At 72.3% G+C, this 19524-nt stretch carries 15 protein-coding genes and 1 other RNA gene; 13 read left to right on the top strand and 3 right to left on the bottom strand.

Features of this window, described 5'->3' with window-relative positions; translation table 11 throughout:
• The first annotated feature begins 12 nt into the window (after positions 1–12).
• From G7070_RS14480 to G7070_RS14495, 4 genes are all read left to right on the top strand, one after another.
• Positions 13–1524, top strand: coding sequence for a M23 family metallopeptidase (locus G7070_RS14480; protein WP_166234321.1), 1512 nt, complete (start codon positions 13–15; stop codon positions 1522–1524).
• Between the two features lie 78 nt (positions 1525–1602).
• Positions 1603–3549, top strand: coding sequence for a DUF2207 domain-containing protein (locus G7070_RS14485; protein ID WP_166234322.1), 1947 nt, complete (start codon positions 1603–1605; stop codon positions 3547–3549).
• Between the two features lie 101 nt (positions 3550–3650).
• Positions 3651–4127 carry an SsrA-binding protein SmpB gene (gene smpB / locus G7070_RS14490; RefSeq protein ID WP_166234323.1) on the top strand — a complete coding sequence of 159 codons (477 nt, stop codon included), beginning with the start codon at positions 3651–3653 and terminating at the stop codon, positions 4125–4127.
• A 1-nt stretch (position 4128) separates the two neighbouring features.
• Positions 4129–6078: a DUF2207 domain-containing protein gene (locus G7070_RS14495; protein WP_166234324.1), complete on the top strand. Its 1950-nt coding sequence runs from the start codon at positions 4129–4131 to the stop codon at positions 6076–6078.
• Here G7070_RS14495 and G7070_RS14500 read toward each other — a convergent pair.
• Positions 5997–6365, bottom strand: a complete 369-nt coding sequence (locus G7070_RS14500; protein ID WP_166234325.1) for an FKBP-type peptidyl-prolyl cis-trans isomerase — start codon at positions 6363–6365, stop codon at positions 5997–5999. The genes G7070_RS14495 and G7070_RS14500 overlap by 82 nt on opposite strands.
• Positions 6366–6443: 78 nt before the next feature.
• Here G7070_RS14500 and G7070_RS14505 point away from each other — a divergent pair, with 78 nt between their 5' ends.
• The 6 genes from G7070_RS14505 to G7070_RS14530 all read left to right on the top strand — a co-directional run bounded on the left by G7070_RS14505 (position 6444) and on the right by G7070_RS14530 (position 12087).
• On the top strand, positions 6444–7037 hold the full coding sequence (locus G7070_RS14505; protein WP_166234326.1) for a DUF1707 and DUF4870 domain-containing protein: 594 nt from the start codon (positions 6444–6446) through the stop codon (positions 7035–7037).
• Positions 7038–7105: 68 nt separating this feature from the next.
• Positions 7106–7476, top strand: a transfer-messenger RNA (tmRNA) gene (ssrA, locus tag G7070_RS14510).
• A gap of 76 nt (positions 7477–7552) precedes the next feature.
• Positions 7553–8125: a YqgE/AlgH family protein gene (locus G7070_RS14515; protein WP_166234327.1), complete on the top strand. Its 573-nt coding sequence runs from the start codon at positions 7553–7555 to the stop codon at positions 8123–8125.
• A gap of 10 nt (positions 8126–8135) precedes the next feature.
• Entirely contained in the window at positions 8136–8840 is a 705-nt protein-coding gene (gene mtrA, locus G7070_RS14520) for an MtrAB system response regulator MtrA (protein WP_431977900.1), read from the top strand.
• On the top strand, positions 8837–10402 hold the full coding sequence (gene mtrB, locus G7070_RS14525; protein WP_206079819.1) for an MtrAB system histidine kinase MtrB: 1566 nt from the start codon (positions 8837–8839) through the stop codon (positions 10400–10402). Before mtrA ends, mtrB begins: the two co-directional genes overlap by 4 nt.
• On the top strand, positions 10387–12087 hold the full coding sequence (locus G7070_RS14530; RefSeq protein ID WP_166234328.1) for an LpqB family beta-propeller domain-containing protein: 1701 nt from the start codon (positions 10387–10389) through the stop codon (positions 12085–12087). Before mtrB ends, G7070_RS14530 begins: the two co-directional genes overlap by 16 nt.
• A gap of 904 nt (positions 12088–12991) precedes the next feature.
• On the opposite strand, the gene G7070_RS14535 is transcribed toward G7070_RS14530, so the two are convergent.
• Together G7070_RS14535 and G7070_RS14540 are read right to left on the bottom strand one after the other, a co-directional pair.
• On the bottom strand, positions 12992–13330 hold the full coding sequence (locus tag G7070_RS14535) for a P-II family nitrogen regulator (protein ID WP_166234329.1): 339 nt from the start codon (positions 13328–13330) through the stop codon (positions 12992–12994).
• On the bottom strand, positions 13327–14679 hold the full coding sequence (locus G7070_RS14540; protein WP_166234330.1) for an ammonium transporter: 1353 nt from the start codon (positions 14677–14679) through the stop codon (positions 13327–13329). The genes G7070_RS14535 and G7070_RS14540 overlap by 4 nt, the downstream gene beginning before the upstream one ends.
• Positions 14680–14916: 237 nt before the next feature.
• Between G7070_RS14540 and hpf the strand changes: the two genes are divergently transcribed.
• The 3 genes from hpf (at position 14917) to secA (ending at position 19521) form a co-directional block, all read left to right on the top strand.
• Complete coding sequence (gene hpf, locus G7070_RS14545; RefSeq protein ID WP_166234331.1) at positions 14917–15522, top strand: ribosome hibernation-promoting factor, HPF/YfiA family; 606 nt, start codon at positions 14917–14919, stop codon at positions 15520–15522.
• 34 nt (positions 15523–15556) lie between these two features.
• Complete coding sequence (locus G7070_RS14550) at positions 15557–16756, top strand: winged helix-turn-helix domain-containing protein (RefSeq protein WP_166234332.1); 1200 nt, start codon at positions 15557–15559, stop codon at positions 16754–16756.
• 104 nt (positions 16757–16860) lie between these two features.
• Positions 16861–19521, top strand: coding sequence for a preprotein translocase subunit SecA (secA, locus tag G7070_RS14555; RefSeq protein WP_166235351.1), 2661 nt, complete (start codon positions 16861–16863; stop codon positions 19519–19521).
• Positions 19522–19524 lie beyond the last annotated feature (3 nt).

Below are 19524 nucleotides of genomic sequence, written 5' to 3' on the forward strand. Positions count from 1 at the left end.
CGAGTGAGTGACATGACCGCCCGTCAGGGAAGGTCCTGGGGGACGTGGGGCATCCGTCTGGCCAGCGCGTGCGCTGCAGCGGCGCTGACCACCAGCCTGGTGGCACCCCACGCCATCGCTGAGGATTTGAACACCCTCCGCGGCCAGGTGAAGGCGAATCAGGACAGCCAGGAACAAGCCAAGAACAATGTGTCGGAATCGTCGCAGGCCGTGCAATCCGCGACGAATCAATTGATCGATTCACAGAATCAGCTCGCGGCGGCGCAATCTGCGTTGGCCGACGTGCAGGTTCAATTGTCCGCCGCCCGCGAGAACGACGCGCGGCTGGCGTCGGAACTCGCCACGGCCCGCGCCGAACTCGAGGCGGCCAAGCAGCGCGTCATCAAGGCCCAGGCCGAGGTGGACGCCCAGCTGCGGCTGATCGGCTCGGCGGCGCGCGAGTCCTACCAGCAGCAGACCGACCTGCGCGACCTCACCGTCGTGTTCGGGTCGGAGACGCCGGCCGAGCTCAGCCAGCGGCTGCAGTGGAACACCACGATCTTCGACTCCCAGGCCGCCACCAAGTCCCGCCTGGACGCGGTGCGCGACGAGCTGGAGGGCGCCCGGCAGGCCCAGGCGGCCGCCGAGGCCCGCGTCGCGGCTGAGAAGGCCGACGCCGCCAAGGTCGTGGCGCAGATCGCCCGGCTGGAGCGACAGGCCGAGCAGCAGCGCGCCACCGTCTCGGGCCTGGTGAGCGCCAACGAGCAGGCCCGCGCCGCCGCCCAGGGCGAGCTGGACGCCGACGAGGCGGCCTACCGCACCCTGGTGTCGGACGAGCAGCGCCTCGAGGGCGAGATCCAGGCCGAGCTGGCCCGGATCCGCGCCGAGGAGCAGGAGCGGGCGCGGATCGCCGCCGAGAAGGCGGCCGCCGAGAAGGCAGCCGCCGAGCGTGCGGCGGCCGAGAAGGCCGCCGCTGCCAAGGCGGCCGCTGACAAGGCGGCGGCGTCGAAGAAGGCGGCGGACAGGGCGGCGGCCGACAAGGCGGCGGCCGAGGCGAAGGCCGCGGCGGCGAAGGCGGCGGCGAGCAAGCCGTCGCAGGCAACGGGCTCCGGCTCGTCGGGTGGCACGGGGAAGGCCACCTCGGCGAGCGGGTTCATCCGTCCGATCAACGCCAACCCGGGTTCGCCCTTCGGCAAGCGGTTCCATCCGATCCTGAAGTACTGGCGCAACCACAACGGCAACGACTGGGGCGCCAAGACCGGCACGCCGATCTACGCCGCGAAGGCCGGCACGGTCATGAAGGCGGGGCCCAACGGCGGCTTCGGCAACTTCGTGATGATCGGGCACGGGGACGACGCCCAGGGGCGCTTCGTCACCACCGGCTACGCGCACATGTCGAAGGTCGTCGCCAGGGTCGGTCAGAAGGTGCAGCAGGGCCAGCTGATCGGCTACGTCGGCAGCACCGGCCTGTCCACCACGCCGCACCTCCACCTCGAGGTGCGCCTGGACGGCCGCCCGGTCAACCCGATGCTCTACATCCCCTGACACGGGACGCCACCAGCGCACAGCGCCGCCCGGCCTAGGCTGGGCGGCGCTGCGCGTTCCCGGAAAGGACCCGCCCCCATGCTCCACGACCCGAGACGAGCCCACCCCCGCGCCCGCTCCCGGCGCCGTCGCGTCGGCCTCGCCACCGCCCTCGGGGCGCTGCTCACCGTCGCCCTGTGGTGGCTCGGCCCGGCCAGCGCGGTGGCCGCCGACGACTCCTTCGACCGGTGGGACGTCCGCTACACCGTGACCCACGACGGCACCCTGCAGGTCCGCGAAACCATCACCCTGCGGTTCGGCAGTTCCTCGGGGCGCCACGGCCTGGACCGCTTCCTGGTGACGCGCGAGCCGTACGACGACCGACAGGACATCCGCTACCCGGTGTCCGCCGTCACCGTCGACAGCCCCGACCGCGGGATCTCCACGAAGGTCGACCGATCCAGCTACTCGCCCGCCGCCCGCGAGGAGGTCGAGCGCATCCGGATCGGCAGCGCCTCCCGCACCATCCTGGCCGACACCGCGACGTACGTCATCGACTACAGCGTCCGCGGGGCGCTCCGGGTCGGGGCCGACGAGCGTCCGGAGCTCTACTGGGACGTGACGGGACCCGACATCGCCGGCATCGACGAGATCACCGTCCGCGTGCAGGCCCCGGGCGGGGTCTGGGACACGGCGTGCAGCGTGGCGCCCGACGGCGAGAGTGCCCCCTGCGACAGCGAGGCGCTGGACGGCGAGGACGCGGTCTTCCGGCACGCCGACGTGCCGCGCGGTCACATCATGACGATCGCGGCGCAGTTCCAGCAGGGCGCCGTGACCGACGCGCAGCCGCTGCTCGTGGAGCGGGCGGACGCCGGCGAGATCCTCGCCCGCACGCTCGGCATCGCCGGCGCCGGCGCTGCCCTGGTGGGGATCCCGCTCATCGGATGGATCGTCGTGCGGACGCGGACCGGCGACGACCGCTACCTCGACGTCCCCCCGGGCGTCGTGCCTGTGCCCGGCCAGTCCGACCGGGTCGGCCGGAGCCGGGCGGCCGTGGAGGTGCCCGTCGCGTTCTCGCCGCCGCGCAACGTGCTGATCTCCGACGCGGGGTTCCTGCTCGACGGTCGCTACGACGTCCGGCACCTGACGGCCACCCTCGTCGATCTGGCGGTGAAGGGGGCGATCGACCTCACCAGCGGCGGCGGCGACCAGGCGGCCCTCGTCGACCGCGGCCGTGCCACCGACGACGCCGGCCGGCGGGTGCTCGACGACGTGTTCCGGTCCGCCCGCACCCGGGTGTCGCTGGGCAGCGCCGAGCAGATGCTGCGCGCCTCGGAGAACCTCGCGCTCCGGGAGGAGCGCAACGCCCGGAACAACGGCTGGTTCAAGGCCCTGGGGCTTCGGCCGCGCGACTCGACCTTCCCGCCCAAGGCCCTGTGGGTCGCCGGATGGTTGGTGGTGGTCCTGGTGCTGGCGCCGTCGCTGCGCGGGTTCATCCCGCCCTTGCTGGTGGTGGGCGCGATCGTGGCGGTGTTCGTCATCACGGTCCGTCTCGTCCGGGGCAGGCTGCGGTCGGGGCAGCGCACGGCGCACGGGCGGGCCCTGACCGACCAGATCGAGGGGTTCCGCACCTACATCTCCACCGCCGAGGCCGACCAGCTGCGCTTCGAGGAGGGCGAGGACATCTTCACCAAGTACCTGCCGTGGGCGATCCTCTTCGGCGAGGCGGACCGCTGGGTGCGGGTGTGCCGCCGGGCCGTCGAGCTCGGACGCATCCCCGCCCCGACGCTCGGCGGGCTGGGGACGGGCTCCTGGGAGACCGACGGGTTCAGTCGACGCCTCAACACGCTGGGTCGCTCCGTGCGGTCCGGCAGCCGCCCGACGCAGGTCCACTCAACCGGGCGCAGCTTCCTCACCAGCAGCGGCGGGTCGGGCGGGGGATCGGCGTTCCGCAGCAGGGGCGGCGGGGGCGGCGGCCGCCGCAGCGGGGGCGGATCCTCCCGGTCCGGCGGCGGCGGCGGAGGCGGGGGAGCGAGCAGCTGGTGACGGCCCCGGGCGCCCGGCCGGTCCGCGAGGGCGCCCGGGCGTTATGCTGGCCGCGCCGCGGTCCCGCGGTGACCGTCCTTGGCCGGAAGGAGCCGACGAACATGCCGCGACCCCAGGGCAGGGTTCTGGTCGCCCAGAACAAGAAGGCGCGCCACAACTACCACCTCGGCGAGACCGTCGAGGCGGGCATGGTGCTGCTCGGCACTGAGGTGAAGTCGCTGCGCGCCGGACGCGCCTCGTTGGCCGACGGCTTCGCCACCATCGACGACGGCGAGGTGTGGCTGCGCGGGGTGAACATCCCGGAGTACAAGTTCGGCACCAACACCAACCACCAGGCGGTCCGGAACCGCAAGCTGCTGCTGCACCGCCGCCAGATCGACAAGCTGGAGCGCGAGGTGGCCAACTCGGGCCGCACCCTGGTGCCGCTGGCCATCTACTTCTCCGACGGCTACGCCAAGGTCGAACTCGCCGTCGGCACGGGCAAGAAGGACTGGGACAAGCGCCAGACCATCGCCGAACGGGACGCCAACCGCGAGGCCCAGCGCGCCCTGGCGACCCGGAACAAGGGACGCCACTGACATGGCGCGCCGGTTCGCCGCGCTGCTCGCCGCGCTGGCCCTCGTCCTCATCGGGGCGCTCGCCGCGCCGCCCCGCGCGTTCGCAGCGTCCGACAGCTACGACAGCTTCGACGCCGTCTACAACGTCACGCCCGAGGGGCTGCTGGAGGTGCGCGAGACCTGGGTGCTGCGCTTCGGCTCCAACTCCGGGCGGCACGGCTTCGACCGCCACCTGGTGACCCGGGAGCCCTACGGCACCACCGACCAGGACCAGGTGTACGAGATCGACAACGTGTCGGTGTCCAGCCCCGACCCCGTCTCCACGCAGACCGCCATCACGACCAACGCAGGCTCGACGTCGCGCGAGGAGTCCATCCGCATCCGGATCGGAAGCGGCGACCGCACGATCAGCGCGCCGACCGCCACCTACGTCATCTCCTACGACGTCAAGGGCTCGCTGCGCACCGGCGCCGGCGACCACCCGGAGCTCTACTGGGACGCCACCGGCTCGACCATGGACGCGATCGCCCAGGCGACCGTCCGGACGACGGTCCCCGGCGGCGTCGTGGCGACCCAGTGCTACGCGGGGCCGCCCGGCTCGAGCACGCCATGCACGTCGCAGTCGTTCGAGGGCAACACCGCCACCTTCACCCAGGGCAGGATCGGGTACGGGTCGCTGCTGACGGTGGCCACCCAGATGAACCCGGGAGCCGTGGCGAACGCCCAGCCGATCCTCGTGGAGTCGGGCGAGGCGGCCGCGACCCGCACCGGCTACGCCGTCCTGGGCGCCGCCGCGCTGGGGACCGTCGCCATCCCGATCCTGGGCTGGCTGTGGTACCGGCGCCGCGGGCACGACGAGCGGTACGCGGGCGTGCCGCCCGGCACGGTGCCGCTCAGCGGGCAGGCGTCCCACGTCGTGCGCAACGACCCGCGGATCCCCGTCCCCGTCTCGTTCGCGCCGCCCAAGCTCCCCATCGCCTACGCGGGCTTCCTCCTGGACGGCCAGTACAAGGTGGAGCACCTCACCGCCACGATCGTCGGCCTCGCCACCGCGGGGGCGATCAAGCTCGACAGCTCCGACGGCTCGGTCGCCACGCTGATCGACCCGGCCCGCGCCACCACCAAGCCCGGCCAGCTCGTCCTGGACGACGTCTTCGGCGGCGCGACCAGCGTCGACCTCAGCCGCGCGAGCGAGTTGGCGGGCACGTCCCGCGCGCTGGCGGCCGACGAGGAGGCGGTCGCGATGAGCAACGGCTGGTTCCGGCGCATCTCCCGCGGCCGCAAGTCCATGGCGAGCTTCGGACTGATCTGGGTGGTCGCGTGGATCGCGATCTCGACCGGCGCCCTGGCGTCGATGATCTTCTGGGTGCTGATGCCGATGACCGCCGCCCTGGTGATCACCCTGGCCATCGTCCGGTCGAAGATGGCCAAGGGCCAGCGGACGGCCGTCGGGCGCGCCTGGACCGACCAGGTGGAGGGGTTCCGCACCTACATCGCCACGGCGGAGGCCGACCAGCTCAAGTTCGAGGAGGGCGAGGACATCTTCAGCAAGTACCTGCCCTGGGCGGTGCTGTTCGGGCTCGCCGACCGCTGGGTGCGGGTGTGCGAACAGGCGATCGCGCTGGGGCGGATCCCCGTCCCGACCGGCTACTGGTACGGCGGCGGCTGGAACCCCAACCTCATCCTGTGGAACCTCAACAGCCTGGGCACAAGCGTGAACACGGGGGCCGCGCCGGCGGTCTCGTCGGGCCCGAGCTTCTCCAGCGACACCGGGTTCGGCGGCGGGTCGGCGTTCGGGGCGGCGGCAGCTTCGGCGGCGGCGGGTTCTCCGGCGGCGGTGGCGGAGGCGGCGGCGGGGGCAGCTGGTAGCCGCCCCCGCGCAGCGGTGGCTCAGGCGACCCCGACGAGGTCGCAGACGAACACGAGCGTCTCGTTGGGCTTGATGGCGCCGGCGGCGCCGCGCGACCCGTAGCCCAGGTGCGGCGGGATCGTGATGCGCCGGCGTCCGCCGACCTTCATGCCGACGATGCCCTGGTCCCAGCCGTGGATGACCTGACCGGCGCCGAGGTTGAACACGAGTGCCTGGCCGCGGTCGTAGCTGTTGTCGAACTCGGCGCCGTCGGACCACGCCACGCCGACGTAGTCGACGGCGACCTGCTTGCCGGGGACCGCCTCGGGTCCCGTGCCGACCGTGAGGTCCTCCAGGATCAGTTCGGCGGGCGGGTTGGTGTCAGGGATGTCTACCGTGGGCTTATCCATGGATCCCACCCTAGGGGCAGGGGAAGAGTGAGGGAGTCGCCCGATGGGAGCATTGTCCGGCGTGGGCACACTGGAAGCATGCCGGTTGATCCTTACGCCTCCCCCTCTCTGCGAGTCGGCGACGCCGAGCGTGCGCGTGCCGAAGCGGTCCTCCAGGAGGCCTACTGCACCGGACGCCTCGACGAGGTCGAGCTCGATCAGCGCCTCGGGATGGCCATGAGTGCCCAGACCCGTCGCGACCTGTCGGCGGCCACCGCCGGGCTGCCGGTGCGCCCCGCTCCGCTGGCCGCCTTCACGCGTCCCACGCCCACGATGGCCACCCGCCCGGGCGCCACGCCGCTCGGCGGCATCGCCCACCTCAGCGGCCTGTTCACCTGGATCATCGGCCCGCTCCTCTGCTACGCCGTCGCGACGCCCGGTACGCCGGCGCGGCGTGAGTCGGCCAAGGCGTTCAACTTCCAGGCGATCTCCGGGATCCTCGGGGTGGTCTCGATGGTGCTGGCCTCGCTGCTGCTGCCCGGCTCCATCGGCGGGCCGCTGGTGATGATCGCCTGGGTGACCTACATGATCCTCACGATCGTGGGGAGCGCCCGCGCGTTCAGCGGTCAGCCGTTCGCCAACCCGGTGACGCGCATCATCCGGTGGGAAGCTTTGGACACCTCCGGGCGTTGAAGTAGGTGACCGGCCCCCGCATCGCGTAGGCTGGGGCGTCCCGGCAGCGCCGGGGCACAAGTGAACAGGGGGGTGACTGGTTTCGACTCGGGACGGTAGTCCCAGGAGAAGCGGGCCGAGGATCCCAGAACATCTCGTAAACGAAGCTGGGAAAACCATAACTGCCGACAACCATCGCGCAGACTTCGCTCTCGCTGCCTGATCAGTGATCGAAGGGTCAGCCCGGGTGTAGCCTTCCGCCCGGATCCTGGCCTCATCTAGGAGGCTTGCTGGCTAGCTGACGCCTTGGCGGCTAGCTGGGACTTCACCAGGGCTGGGCCTGTCCGCGACGTGCCGATGACGAGCGCGGGGGCCGAGTAGAACGTCACCATCGGCTGCGCCCGGAGAAGACCTGGGTCGCCTCGTGAGGACGCGGGTTCAATTCCCGCCACCTCCACCCCTGAACGCGCGTGCGCGGCACCCATCACCGGGTGCCGCGCACGTCGCATGTGCGGCCCCTCTGGCAGGATGGAAGCGTGGATCGCCGGCCGAACGCACCGCTGGCGCCGGGCACCCTGCTGGTCGCCGGCGCGGAACTGCGCGACGGCATCTTCGACTCCTCGGTGGTCCTGCTGCTCGACGTGGACGCCACCGGTGCGCTGGGTGTGGTGCTGAACGAGTACAGCCCGCTGCCCCTGGACACCGTCCTGCCGGGCTGGGGCGCGCTCACCACCTGGCCGCACCAGCTCTACGACGGGGGCCCGGTGTCGCAGGAGGGCGCCATCTGCCTCGCCTCGCCGACGCACCCGTCGGAGGAGCCGCCGGGTTGGCGTCCGCTGTTCGACCGCATCGGCCTGCTGCACCTGGACACCCCGCTCGAGCTCGTCGAGGGCGCCTACCGCGACCTGCGGATCTTCGCGGGCTACGCCGGGTGGGCGCCGGGCCAACTCGAGGGCGAGATCGTGCACGGCGCGTGGTTCCCCGTGGCGGCCCGGTACGCCGACGTCTTCGACCCCGATCCGCAGACGCTGTGGCGTCGCGTGCTCGCCCGTCAGGGCGGCGAACTAGGCTGGCTGGCGACGTGGACGCCCACGCCCGAGCTGAACTGAGGAGGCATTGGTGAGCCCGGTGACCGCAGGACGCATCCTGGTGGTGGACGACGACGCCGCCCTGGCCGAGATGCTGCAGATCGTGCTGCAGGCGTCCGGCTTCGACACCTCGTGGGTGGGGCGCGGGGACGAGGCGCTGGCCGAGTTCCGCCGCACCAAGCCCGACCTGGTGCTGCTCGACCTGATGCTGCCCGGACGCGACGGCGTCGACGTGTGCCGCGACCTGCGCGCCGAGTCCGACGTCCCGATCGTGATGCTCACCGCCAAGTCCGACACGCTCGACGTGGTCGCCGGGCTCGAGGCAGGGGCGGACGACTACGTCGCCAAGCCGTTCAAGACCCAGGAGCTGCTGGCCCGCGTCAAGACGCGCCTGCGCCGCAGCGCGCGTCCGGAGGAGGATCCCTCGACCCTGCGGATCGGCGACATCGTCATCGACGTGGACGCCCACACCGTGCACCGCGGCTCCGAGCCGATCTCGCTGACGCCGCTGGAGTTCGACCTGCTGCTGGCGCTCGCGCGCAAGCCGCGGCAGGCCTTCACCCGCGAACTGCTGCTGCAGGAGGTCTGGGGCTACCGCCACCCGGGCGACACCCGGCTGGTCAACGTCCACGTCCAGCGGCTGCGCAGCAAGATCGAGGCCGACCCCGAGCATCCGGAAATCATCGTGACGGTGCGGGGCATCGGCTACCGCGCGGGGACCCCGGCCGCGCCGTGAGCCGCGTGCGATGGCTGCTGGGGGCGCCGTCGCGTTGGTGGTCGCGGTCCCTGTCGATCCGCGTGGTCACCAGCAGCGTCACCGCCGCGCTGGTGGTGTTCGCCGTCACCGGCTGGCTGCTGGTGACGAACTCCTCCCGCGGCATCCTGGAGGCCAAGACCCGCCAGTCGGTCTCCGAGGCGTCCGCGGTGCTGCAGAGCATGCAGAGCAGCCTGCGCGACACCGACCTGCGCACCTCGACGGTGAACGAGCGGCTCACCGAACTCGCCCGCGACGTCGCCAGCCGCGGCAACGTGGGGAACCAGTACGAGGTCGTCATCAGCGGCCCCGTCTCCGACATCACCTCGGCCGGCCTGTCGGTCGCCTCGGTGCCCGAGTCCATCCGGGCGGCGGTCCGCGCCGGTGGCCAGGACCTCTACACCACGCCGACGCTCATCCAGTTCAACGACGGACGCGACGCCAAGCCGGGCCTGATCGTGGCCGGGGCCCTGCTGGCCTCGGGCAGCGGCCGCTTCCCGGTGTACTTCGTGTTCGGGATGGAGCAGGAGCAGCAGACGCTCGCCGTCGTGCAGCAGTCCGCGCTCATCGCCGCCGTGGTCTTCGTGCCGCTCATCACCGGGATCATGTACATCATCTCGCTGCAGGCGCTACGGCCGATCCGGGCGGCGCGCGAGGCGTCCGAGCGGATCGCGGCGGGCAACCTGGACGAGCGGATGACGATCAGCGGCACCGACGACCTCGCCGGGCTGGGACGCTCGATGAACCACATGGCCGACGAGCTGGGTCGCAAGATCCAGCAGCTGGAGAACCTGTCGCTGGTGCAGCGCCAGTTCGTCTCCGACGTCAGCCACGAGCTGCGCACCCCGCTCACCACGGTGCGGATGGCCGCCGACGTCCTGCACGACACCCGCGACCACTTCGACCCGATGACCGCCCGGGCCACCGAACTGCTGCACCGCGAGCTGGACCGGTTCGAGTCGCTGCTCACCGAACTGCTCGAGATCAGCCGCTTCGACGCCGGCGCCGCCGACCTGCAGGTCGACGAGATCGACATGGTCGAACTCGTCACCACCGAGGTCCGCGCCCAGGACCCGCTGGCGGACTCCTACGGCACGAAGGTGGTGCTGGAGGCCCCGCACGACGCGCGGCTGCGCGCCGACCCCCGCCGGGTCCGGCGCATCATCAGCAACCTGGTCTCCAACGCCATCGAGCACGGCGAGGGCCGCGAGGTGCTGGTCCGCGTCGGCGCCTCCGAGGACGCCGTCGCGGTGACGGTGCGCGACCACGGCGTGGGCTTCAGCGCCGCGCAGGCGCACCAGGTCTTCCAGCGGTTCTGGCGGGCCGACCCCTCCCGGCAGCGCACCGTCGGCGGCTCCGGGCTGGGACTGTCGATCGCGCTGGAGGACGCCCAACTGCACGGCGGCTGGCTCAACGCGTGGGGGCGTCCGGGCAACGGGGCCCAGTTCCGGCTCACGCTGCCGATCGCCCCGGGCGAGCCGCTGTCCACCTCACCGCTGCCGGCGGTGCCCGACGACGTGGGGGCGACATGGCGAAGGTCCTGACGGCGCTGCTGGTGGCCGCGTGCCTGCTGCTGACCGGGTGCAGCGGCGTCCCCACGTCGGGCCCGGTCGAGCGGGTCTCGGCCGACCCGGGGCACATCAACTCCGGCGTGGAGATCGCGCCGGCGCCCCCGGCGGGCGACGCGACCCCCATCGAGGTCGTCGAGGGCTTCCTGCACGCCCAGGCGTCCTGGCAGCCCAACTACCGGGTGGCGCGGGCCTACCTGACCCCGGAGGCGGCCCGCACCTGGCAGCCCGAGGTGGGCGTCCGGATCTACGCCGAGGGCAACCCGGTGATGGCGACCGACACCGCCGCCATGCTCCGGGCCCCCGTGGTGGGGACGCTCGACACGAGCGGGTCCTACCGGCAGTCGGCGGGCGTCCTCGACCACGACTTCGGCCTGGTGAAGGACGCTGAGGGGCACTGGCGGATCAACACCCCGCCGGAAGGTCTCACGATCTCGGAGTACCTGTTCACCAGCGCGTTCTCCCGCGTGACACCCTACTTCTTCGAGCCGGGTGGGCAGTGGCTGGTTCCCGACCCCCGGTACTTCCCGCGGGGGACGCAGGCGTACGAGGGAGCCGTGCGCGCCGTCCTGGAGGGGCCGACCGCCTGGCTCGCGCCCGCGGTGCGCCCGACCGGCGTGGACGCCTCCCTGGCCCGCGTCTCGGTCTCCTCCGACGGGCTCGTCAGCATCGTGCTCCGCGGCCCGGGCGACGGCCCGAGCGCGGACGCGCGCGCGGCGCTGCTCACCCAGTTCGCCCGGACGTTCCGGCAGTTCGACAGCCTCGCCGCCGTCGAGGTGAGCTGGGAGGGCGTCACCGAGCCGTGGACGCTGTCGCCGTACGGGCGCACCATCCCCGTGACGGCCTTCCCGGACGCGGATCCGGTGCCCCGCCAGGGCAGTCGCCAGTTGTTCGCCGTGACCGAGGGCCGGATCGTGCGGGCGATGGAGGGCGGACAGGGCGGTACCAGCCTGGTCGTGGCCCCCGGCATCAGCGGGGTCGTCACCGGGGCGGTCCGCTCCGACGCGGTGGCGGCCGCGGCGATCACCGCCGACCGTTCCTCGCTGCTGTTGGCGCCGCTGGCGGAGAACTCCGTGCGGCAGTCGCTGGCCGGCGCGGGCCTCGAGCGGCCCAACTTCGACCGGCAGGGCCTGCTGTGGGTCAACGACGGCGCTGGGGTGCTCTGGGTGACCCAGCCCGACGGCACCTGGGTCCAACTCGACACCTCCGCGGTGGGCGAGGGGACGATCGAGACGTTCCGGCTCGCCCCGGACGGCGTCCGGATCGCGATCGTCGTGGCGCGCCCCTCGGGGTCGCGGGCGCTGGGCATCGCGCGCGTGGACCGCGCCGAGGGCGTCCACGTCCGGGAGTGGCGCGAGGTCAGCGTCACGACGACGCCGGTGTCCCAGGCCTCGGTCGTGGACGTGGGGTGGCGCACCCCGGATTCGCTGCTGGCGCTGGTGGGGGAGAGCCGCACCACCCAGGTGCTCGCCGTCGCCCAGGACGGGTCGAGCATCGCCTCGATCGGCCCCACCGCGCTGGCCGACCCGGTCGAGCTCGCGGTCGCGCCCGGCGTGCCCCCGATGGTGCGCACGGCCGCCGGCGACGTGTGGCGCTACAACAGCGACTTCCGCTGGTCGCTGCTCGGATCCGGCACCACGAGCGTGTTCTACCCCGGCTGACGTCCCCGGTTTCCCCGGTCTCCGGCCCGGGGCCCGCGATGCGGCTCGGCCGCACGCGGCTCAGGCCTTCGCCACGCCGCTCGGCCTCTCGCGGCTCGGCCTCTCGCGGCTCGGCCTCTCGCGGCTCGGCGGCCGCGTGACGCGGGCCGCCTAACGTGCGGTCGTGGCGGGGTCGACGGACGCGCCGCGCGGCGGCGCGCGGAACCTCGCGGACGCCGCCGCCTCGTTGCTGCTCGGCAGCGCGTGCCCCGGCTGCGGCAACCCCGCGGCCCGGCTGTGCCCGGACTGCGAGGGGAGGCTTGCGGCCGCCGTCCCGGGGCCGGCGCCGGTGCGCGCCGGGTTCACCGTCCTGGCCTGCGCCGGCTACGCGGCGCCCTGGCGCGGCTGCCTGCTGGCCTACAAGGAGCGCTCGGCCTGGTGGCTGGCCCGCCCGCTCGGGGGCACCCTCGCCGTCGGCGTCGCGGCGCTGTGCGGGTCCACCGCGCGCGCCGGGCTGACGCTCGTGCCCGTGCCGTCGCTGCCCGCGACGGTGCGACGCCGGGGCTGGGACACCACGCTCGGGCTCGCCCGGGCCGCCGCCCGGGACCTCGCCGACGCCGGCGCCCCGGTCCGCGCCCTGCCGGCCCTGCGCCACGTCAGGCTGGTGCAGGATCAGGCCGGGCTGGGGCTGGCCGAGCGGGCCGCCAACCTGAGCGGGGCCTTCGGGGCCCGCCCGGCGGCGGGTGCCGGGGCCGCCGTGGTGGTGGACGACCTGGTCACCACGGGAGCTTCGCTGTCCGAGGCCGTCCGCGCCCTTCGGGCGGCGGGCTGGCGGGTCGCCGGGGCGGTCACCGTCGCCGCCACGCCGCGCCGGACGGACCGCGCGGGCCGGGGTCGTGACGACCCCGGCCCCGCGAGGGGTGGGCTAGATGGCGGCCACGCCGAGTTCGCCGGTCCGGACGCGGACCACGGTGTCGACCGGGGTGACCCAGACCTTGCCGTCCCCGACCTGCCCCGTGCGGGCGGCGCCGGCGATGATCGAGAGCAGGGCCTCGGCCTCCTCGTCCTCGCAGAGGATCTCGAGCTTGACCTTCAGGATGAAGTCCACGGTGATCGCCTCGCCGCGGTAGACCTCCCGGTGGCCGCGCTGCCGGGCGTAGCCGGAGACCTCCGAGACCGTCATCCCCTTGACGCCGTAGCGGATCAGAGCGAGTTGGACGTCGTCGAGGGCGTCGGGCTGGATGATGGCTGTGACGAGCTTCACTTCGTCGCCTCCTCGGTGAGTTCGGATGCGGGCAGGTCGGCCGGGTCGATCAGCAGGCTGCGCCGGACGCCGCCCAGGGCCGAGTAGTACACCGGCGAGAGGTCGTAGCCGACCTCGGAGTGCTCGGCGATGTCGATGCCGCCCAACTCGGCCGCCGTGCTGACCCGGAAGCCGACGGTCCGGGAGATCGCCAGGCCGATGACGGCCGTCAGGAGGAAGGAGTAGACCAGCACGATCAGCGCGCCGGCGACCTGGCGTCCGAGCTGGTCGAAGCCGCCGCCGTAGAACAGGCCCGCGACGCCGGCGGGGGAGGCCGGGTCGGCCAGCAGGCCGATCAGCAGCGTCCCGACCAGGCCGCCGACGAGGTGGACGCCCACGACGTCGAGGGAGTCGTCGTAGCCGAAGGCGTTCTTCAGGCCGACGGCGAACGCGCAGGCGACGCCGGCCAGCAGGCCGATGGCCAGGGCGCCCAGGGGGCTGACCGAGCCGGCGGCCGGGGTGATGCCCACCAGGCCCGCCACGATGCCGGACGCCGCTCCCAGCGTCGTCGGGTGGCCGTCGCGGATCTTCTCCACGGCGAGCCAGCCGAGCAGGGCGGCGGCCGTCGCGGCCAGGGTGTTGACCCAGGCCAGCGCCGCCGTGCCGTTCGCGCCCAGCGCCGAGCCGGCGTTGAAGCCGAACCAGCCGAACCACAGCAGCGCCGCGCCCAGCATGACCAGCGTCATGTTGTGGGGCCGCATCGGCTTGCGGCCGAACTCGAGCCGCTTGCCGACGACCAGGGCCAGCGCGAGCGCGGCCGCGCCGGCGTTGATGTGGATGGCCGTTCCGCCGGCGAAGTCGATCGCCTTGATCGAGTTGGCGATGAAGCCGCCGTGCTCGGCCGTGGCCCCGTCGAAGGCGAAGACCCAGTGGGCGGCGGGGAAGTAGACCAGCGTCGCCCACAGCACGGTGAACAGCACCCAGCCCGTGAACGACGCCCGGTCGGCGATCGCGCCGGAGACCAGGGCCACCGCGATGATGGCGAAGCACGCTTGGAAGGCCACGAACGCGAGGGCGGGGATGGTGCCCACCACGGCGTCCGGGCTCATCAGGGAGGCCAGGCCGGCGAACTGCGCCGGGTTGCCGAGCACGCCGCCCAGGCTGTCGCCGAAGGCCATCGAGTAGCCGTAGAGCACCCACAGGACACCCACGGTCCCCATGGTGACGAAGCTCATCATGAGCATGTTCAGCACGCCCTTGGCGCGCACCATGCCCCCGTAGAAGAAGGCGAGACCGGGGGTCATCAGCAGCACGAGGGCCGCGCTGATCAGGACCCAGGCGGTGTCGCCGGCACTGATGTCGTATGTCATGGCCCACAGCCTCGCCCCGGGGTGTTGCGTGCCGATGTGTGCCGCGTTCCGGAACGGTTACCGTGCGTTACGAACGTGTGAGCGCGTGCTGAGGCGGGCTCGTGAGACGTCTCGGGCCGAGGGCGTGAATGTGGCGGTTCCACGCGCTAGGGTCTGCGCATGGCACCTGAGCCGCGAACCGGGATCCTTCCCGATCCAGGCCCGGGTGCCTTCCTGTACCCGAACTAGGAGGTTGACATGGACGTCATCGTCACCGGCCGTCGGTGCACCATCTCGGATGATTTCCGGGAGAAGGCCACGGAGCGCATCCAGGGGATCGAGCGCTTCCGGGACCGTGTGCAACGGGTGGAGGTTCAGGTCTCGGCCTCACCGCACAAGCAGCCGGACCAGGCGGTCCGCGCCGAGATCACGCTGATCGGCAAGGGGCCGGTGATCCGGTCCGAGGCCTCCTCCGATGACAAGTACGTGGCGTTCGAGCACGCCCTGGACAAGATGAAGTCCCAGCTCCGCAAGGCGGCCGACCGCCGCAAGGTCCACCGCGGCCTGCGCGTCGCCGAGACGCTGGACGCCGCCTCCCCGGCCGTCAACGGGGCCGGCGAGGACGAGGGCACCGAGGTGCGGCGCATCGCCGGGCTGGAGGTCACCGGGGACGGCCCGCTGGTCGTCCGGGAGAAGGTCTTCACGACCTCGCCGCTGACGCTGGCCCAGGCGCTGGACGAGATGGAACTGGTCGGCCACGACTTCTTCCTCTACGTCGACGCGGACTCGGGCCGGCCGAGCGTCGTCTACCGGCGCCGGGCCTACGACTACGGCGTCATCCACCTGGACGTCGCCGAGAAGTGAGCGCTGACCACGGCCGGGCATCGGGGAGCCGCTGATGCCCGGCCGGCTCACGCTCGGAGCCGCCCGCCGGATCGCGCTCGCCGCGCAGGGGGTCGGCCGGCCGCGCCCGGCCGCGGTCACCATGCGGCACGTGCAGGCCGAGATCGACCGGGTCGCGCAGTTCCAGATCGACTCGGTCAACGTGGCGGTGCGCGCCCACTACATGCCGCTGTTCACCCGGCTCGGCCCCTACGACGTCGACCTGCTGCGGCGCGCCACCGACCGGGCGCCCCGGCGGCTGTTTGAGTACTGGGGGCACGCGGCGAGCCTGATCGACACCCGGCTCCACCCGGCGCTGCGCTGGCGCATGGACCGGCACCGCGAGCGGGGCGACGAGCGGGTGGCCGCGATCCTGGCCGACAAGCCCGACCTGCACGGCCGCATCCTGGCCCAGCTCGCCGACCACGGGGCGCTGGCGGCCCGCGCGGTGGACAACGAGGAGGTCCGCGAGCGCGAGCACTGGGGGTGGAACTGGTCGGAGGCCAAGCACGTCCTGGAGCACCTGTTCAACACGGGCGAGCTCAGCGTGGCCGGGCGGAACACCGCGTTCGAGCGCCGCTACGACCTGGCGCACCGGGTGCTGCCCGCCGCGGTCATGGACGAGCCGGCCCTGACGCACGCGGAGGGGTACGACGTGCTGGTGGGGCGGGCGGCCCGCGCCCTCGGCGTCGCCGACCTGGATGCGCTCAGCGCCTACTTCTACCTCTCCAAGGAGGGGACGCTGGCCGCCATCGCCCGGCTGCAGGCGGCGGGGCTCCTCGAACCCGTCACGGTGGCGGGGCTGGACGCGCCGCACTGGCTGTGGCACGAGGCGCGCCGCCCGAGGACCTGGCACGCCTGCGCCCTGGTCAGCCCGTTCGACTCGCTGACCTTCGAGCGCGGACGCCTCGAGCGGCTGTTCGGCACCCGCTACCGCATCGAGATCTACGTGCCGGCCGCCAAGCGCGAGTTCGGCTACTACGTCTACCTGTTCTTCCTCGGCGACGCGCCCGCGGCCCGCGTCGACCTGAAGGCCGACCGCGCCCGCGGCGTCCTACTGGTCCGGTCGGCCTGGCTCGAGCCGCACGCGGCGGCCGAGCCGACGGCCCTGGCGCTGGCGTCCGAGCTGCGCGCCATGGCGGGCTGGCTGGGCCTGGCGGACGTGGTCGTGGAGCCCGTCGGCACCCTGGCGGCCACGCTCGCCGCCTCGGTGTGACCGGCGGGCCGGGTCAACCTCTACGATGGAAGGTGGACGCCGAGCCTCGGCGTCCGCGACATGACGACGGAAAGCGCGGAAACGTGGGCCTGTTCGACAAGCTGATGCACCTGGGTGAGGGGCGCTCGATCAAGCGCCTGGAGGCGATCGCCAAGCAGGTGAACCATATCGAGCCCGACTTCGAGGCGATGGACGACGACGAGCTGCGCGCTCAAACGGCCGACTTCCGCCAGCGTCTGGAGAACGGCGAGGAGCTCGACCGGCTGCTGCCCGAGGCGTTCGCGACCGTCCGCGAGGCCAGCCGTCGCGTGCTGGGCAAGCGGCACTACGACGTCCAGATCATGGGCGGCGCCGCGCTGCACCAGGCCACCATCGCCGAGATGAAGACCGGCGAGGGCAAGACGCTGGTCGCGACGCTGCCCAGCTACCTCAACGGTCTGACCGGCAAGGGCGTCCACGTCGTCACCGTCAACGACTACCTCGCCAAGTACCAGTCCGACCAGATGGGCCGCATCCACCACTTCCTCGGCCTGGACACCGGCGTGATCCTGCAGCACATGACGCCGGCCGAGCGCCGCGTCGCCTACGCCGCCGACATCACCTACGGCACCAACAACGAGTTCGGCTTCGACTTCCTGCGCGACAACATGGCGCTGTCGCTTGAGGACTGCGTGCAGCGCGGCCACCACTACGCCATCGTCGACGAGGTGGACTCGATCCTGATCGACGAGGCCCGTACCCCGCTCATCATCTCCGGCCCCGCCGAGGACAACCACCGCTGGTACCCGGTCTTCGCGCGCCTGGTGACCAAGATGATCCGCGACACCCACTACGAGGTCGACGAGAAGAAGAAGACGATCTCGGTGATGGAGCCGGGCATCGCGCTGGTGGAGGACAGCCTCGGCATCGAGAACCTCTACGAGTCGGCCAACACCCCGCTGATCAGCTACCTCAACAACGCCGTGCGCGCCAAGGAACTGTTCAAGCGCGACAAGGACTACATGGTGACCGGCGACGGCGAGGTCGTCATCGTCGACGAGTTCACGGGCCGCACCCTGGCGGGTCGGCGCTACTCCGAGGGTCTGCACCAGGCGCTGGAGGCCAAGGAGGGCGTCCAGATCAAGGAGGAGTTCCAGACGCTGGCGACCATCACGCTGCAGAACTACTTCCGCATGTACGACAAGCTCGCGGGCATGACCGGCACGGCCAAGACCGAGGAGAGCGAGTTCCAGAAGATCTACGGCCTCGGCGTCCTGCCGATCGCCACGAACCGGCCCATGATCCGCAAGGACCAGGGCGACCTGATCTACCGCACCGAGGACGCCAAGTACGACGCCATCGTGGCCGACGTCGTGGAGCGCCACGCGGCCGGCCAGCCCGTGCTGCTGGGCACCGCGTCCGTGGCGAAGTCCGAGCTGCTGAGCAAGCGTCTGGTGCGGGCCGGGGTGGCGCACGAGGTGCTGAACGCGAAGAACCACGCGCGGGAGGCCGCGATCATCGCGATGGCCGGACGCAAGGGCGCGGTCACCGTCGCCACGAACATGGCCGGCCGCGGCACCGACATCATCCTCGGCGGCAACGCCGAGTTCCTCGCCGACGCCGAACTGCGCGAGCAGGGGCTCGACCCGCAGGAGAGCCCCGAGGACTACGAGGCGGCCTGGGCGAAGACCTACCCGCCGATGGAGGAGGCGGCCGAGGCCGAGCACGCCGAGATCGTCGACCTGGGCGGCCTCTACGTGGTGGGCTCGGAGCGGCACGAGAGCCGCCGCATCGACAACCAGCTCCGCGGCCGCTCCGGCCGTCAGGGCGACCCCGGCGAGTCCCGGTTCTACCTGTCGCTGCAGGACGACCTCATGCGCCTGTTCAAGGCCGACCTCATCGACCGCGTGCTGCTGGCGCTCAACGTGCCCGACGACGTGCCGATCGAGCAGAAGCAGGTCACCAACTCCGTCGCGAGCGCGCAGGAGATGGTCGAGAGCCAGAACTTCGAGATGCGCAAGAACGTCCTCAAGTACGACGACGTGATGAACCGCCAGCGCCACACGATCTACGGCGACCGCCGGCGCGTCCTGGAGGGCGAGAACGTCGACGGCCGGCTGCGCGAGGCGACCGCCAAGGTGGTCGAGCAGGTCGTGCGCCAGAACACCGAGGGCTTCTCCGAGGACTGGGACCTCGACGAGCTGTGGGGCCAGCTCCGGTCGCTGTACCCGGTCGGGCTGAAGATCGCCGACTACGAGGACACCTCGATGACGGCCGACGAGCTCGTGGCCGACTTCGTCGAGGACGCCGACCACGCCTACGACCGCCGCGAGGAGGAGCTGGGCGCCGAGGTCATGCGGGAGGTGGAGCGCCGGATCGTGCTCACCGTGCTGGACCGCAAGTGGCGCGAGCACCTCTACGAGATGGACTACCTGCGCGAGGGCATCGGACTGCGCGCGATGGCGCAGCGCGACCCGCTGGTGGAGTACCAGCGCGAGGGCGGCGACATGTTCAACGCCATGATGGGCGCCTTCCTGGAGGAGTCGATCGGGTTCCTGTTCAACCTCGAGGTCCAGACCCAAGCCGGCCCGCAGGTCGGCGTCGTCACCGACGACCAGGGCGCCCCCGCCGACGTGGCGAAGCGCGCCCTGACCTACTCGGGGCCGACCGAGGGCGGCGGCGTCGAGGTCTCCGCCGACGAGGAGGTCGAGGAGCCCGCCGAAGCGGAGACCGCCCCGTCGAACCGCGCGGCGCGTCGGGCGACGAAGAACAAGAAGAAGCGCTGACGC

Source organism: Propioniciclava coleopterorum, assembly GCF_011393335.1.
GTDB classification, from domain to species: Bacteria; Actinomycetota; Actinomycetes; order Propionibacteriales; family Propionibacteriaceae; genus Propioniciclava; species Propioniciclava coleopterorum.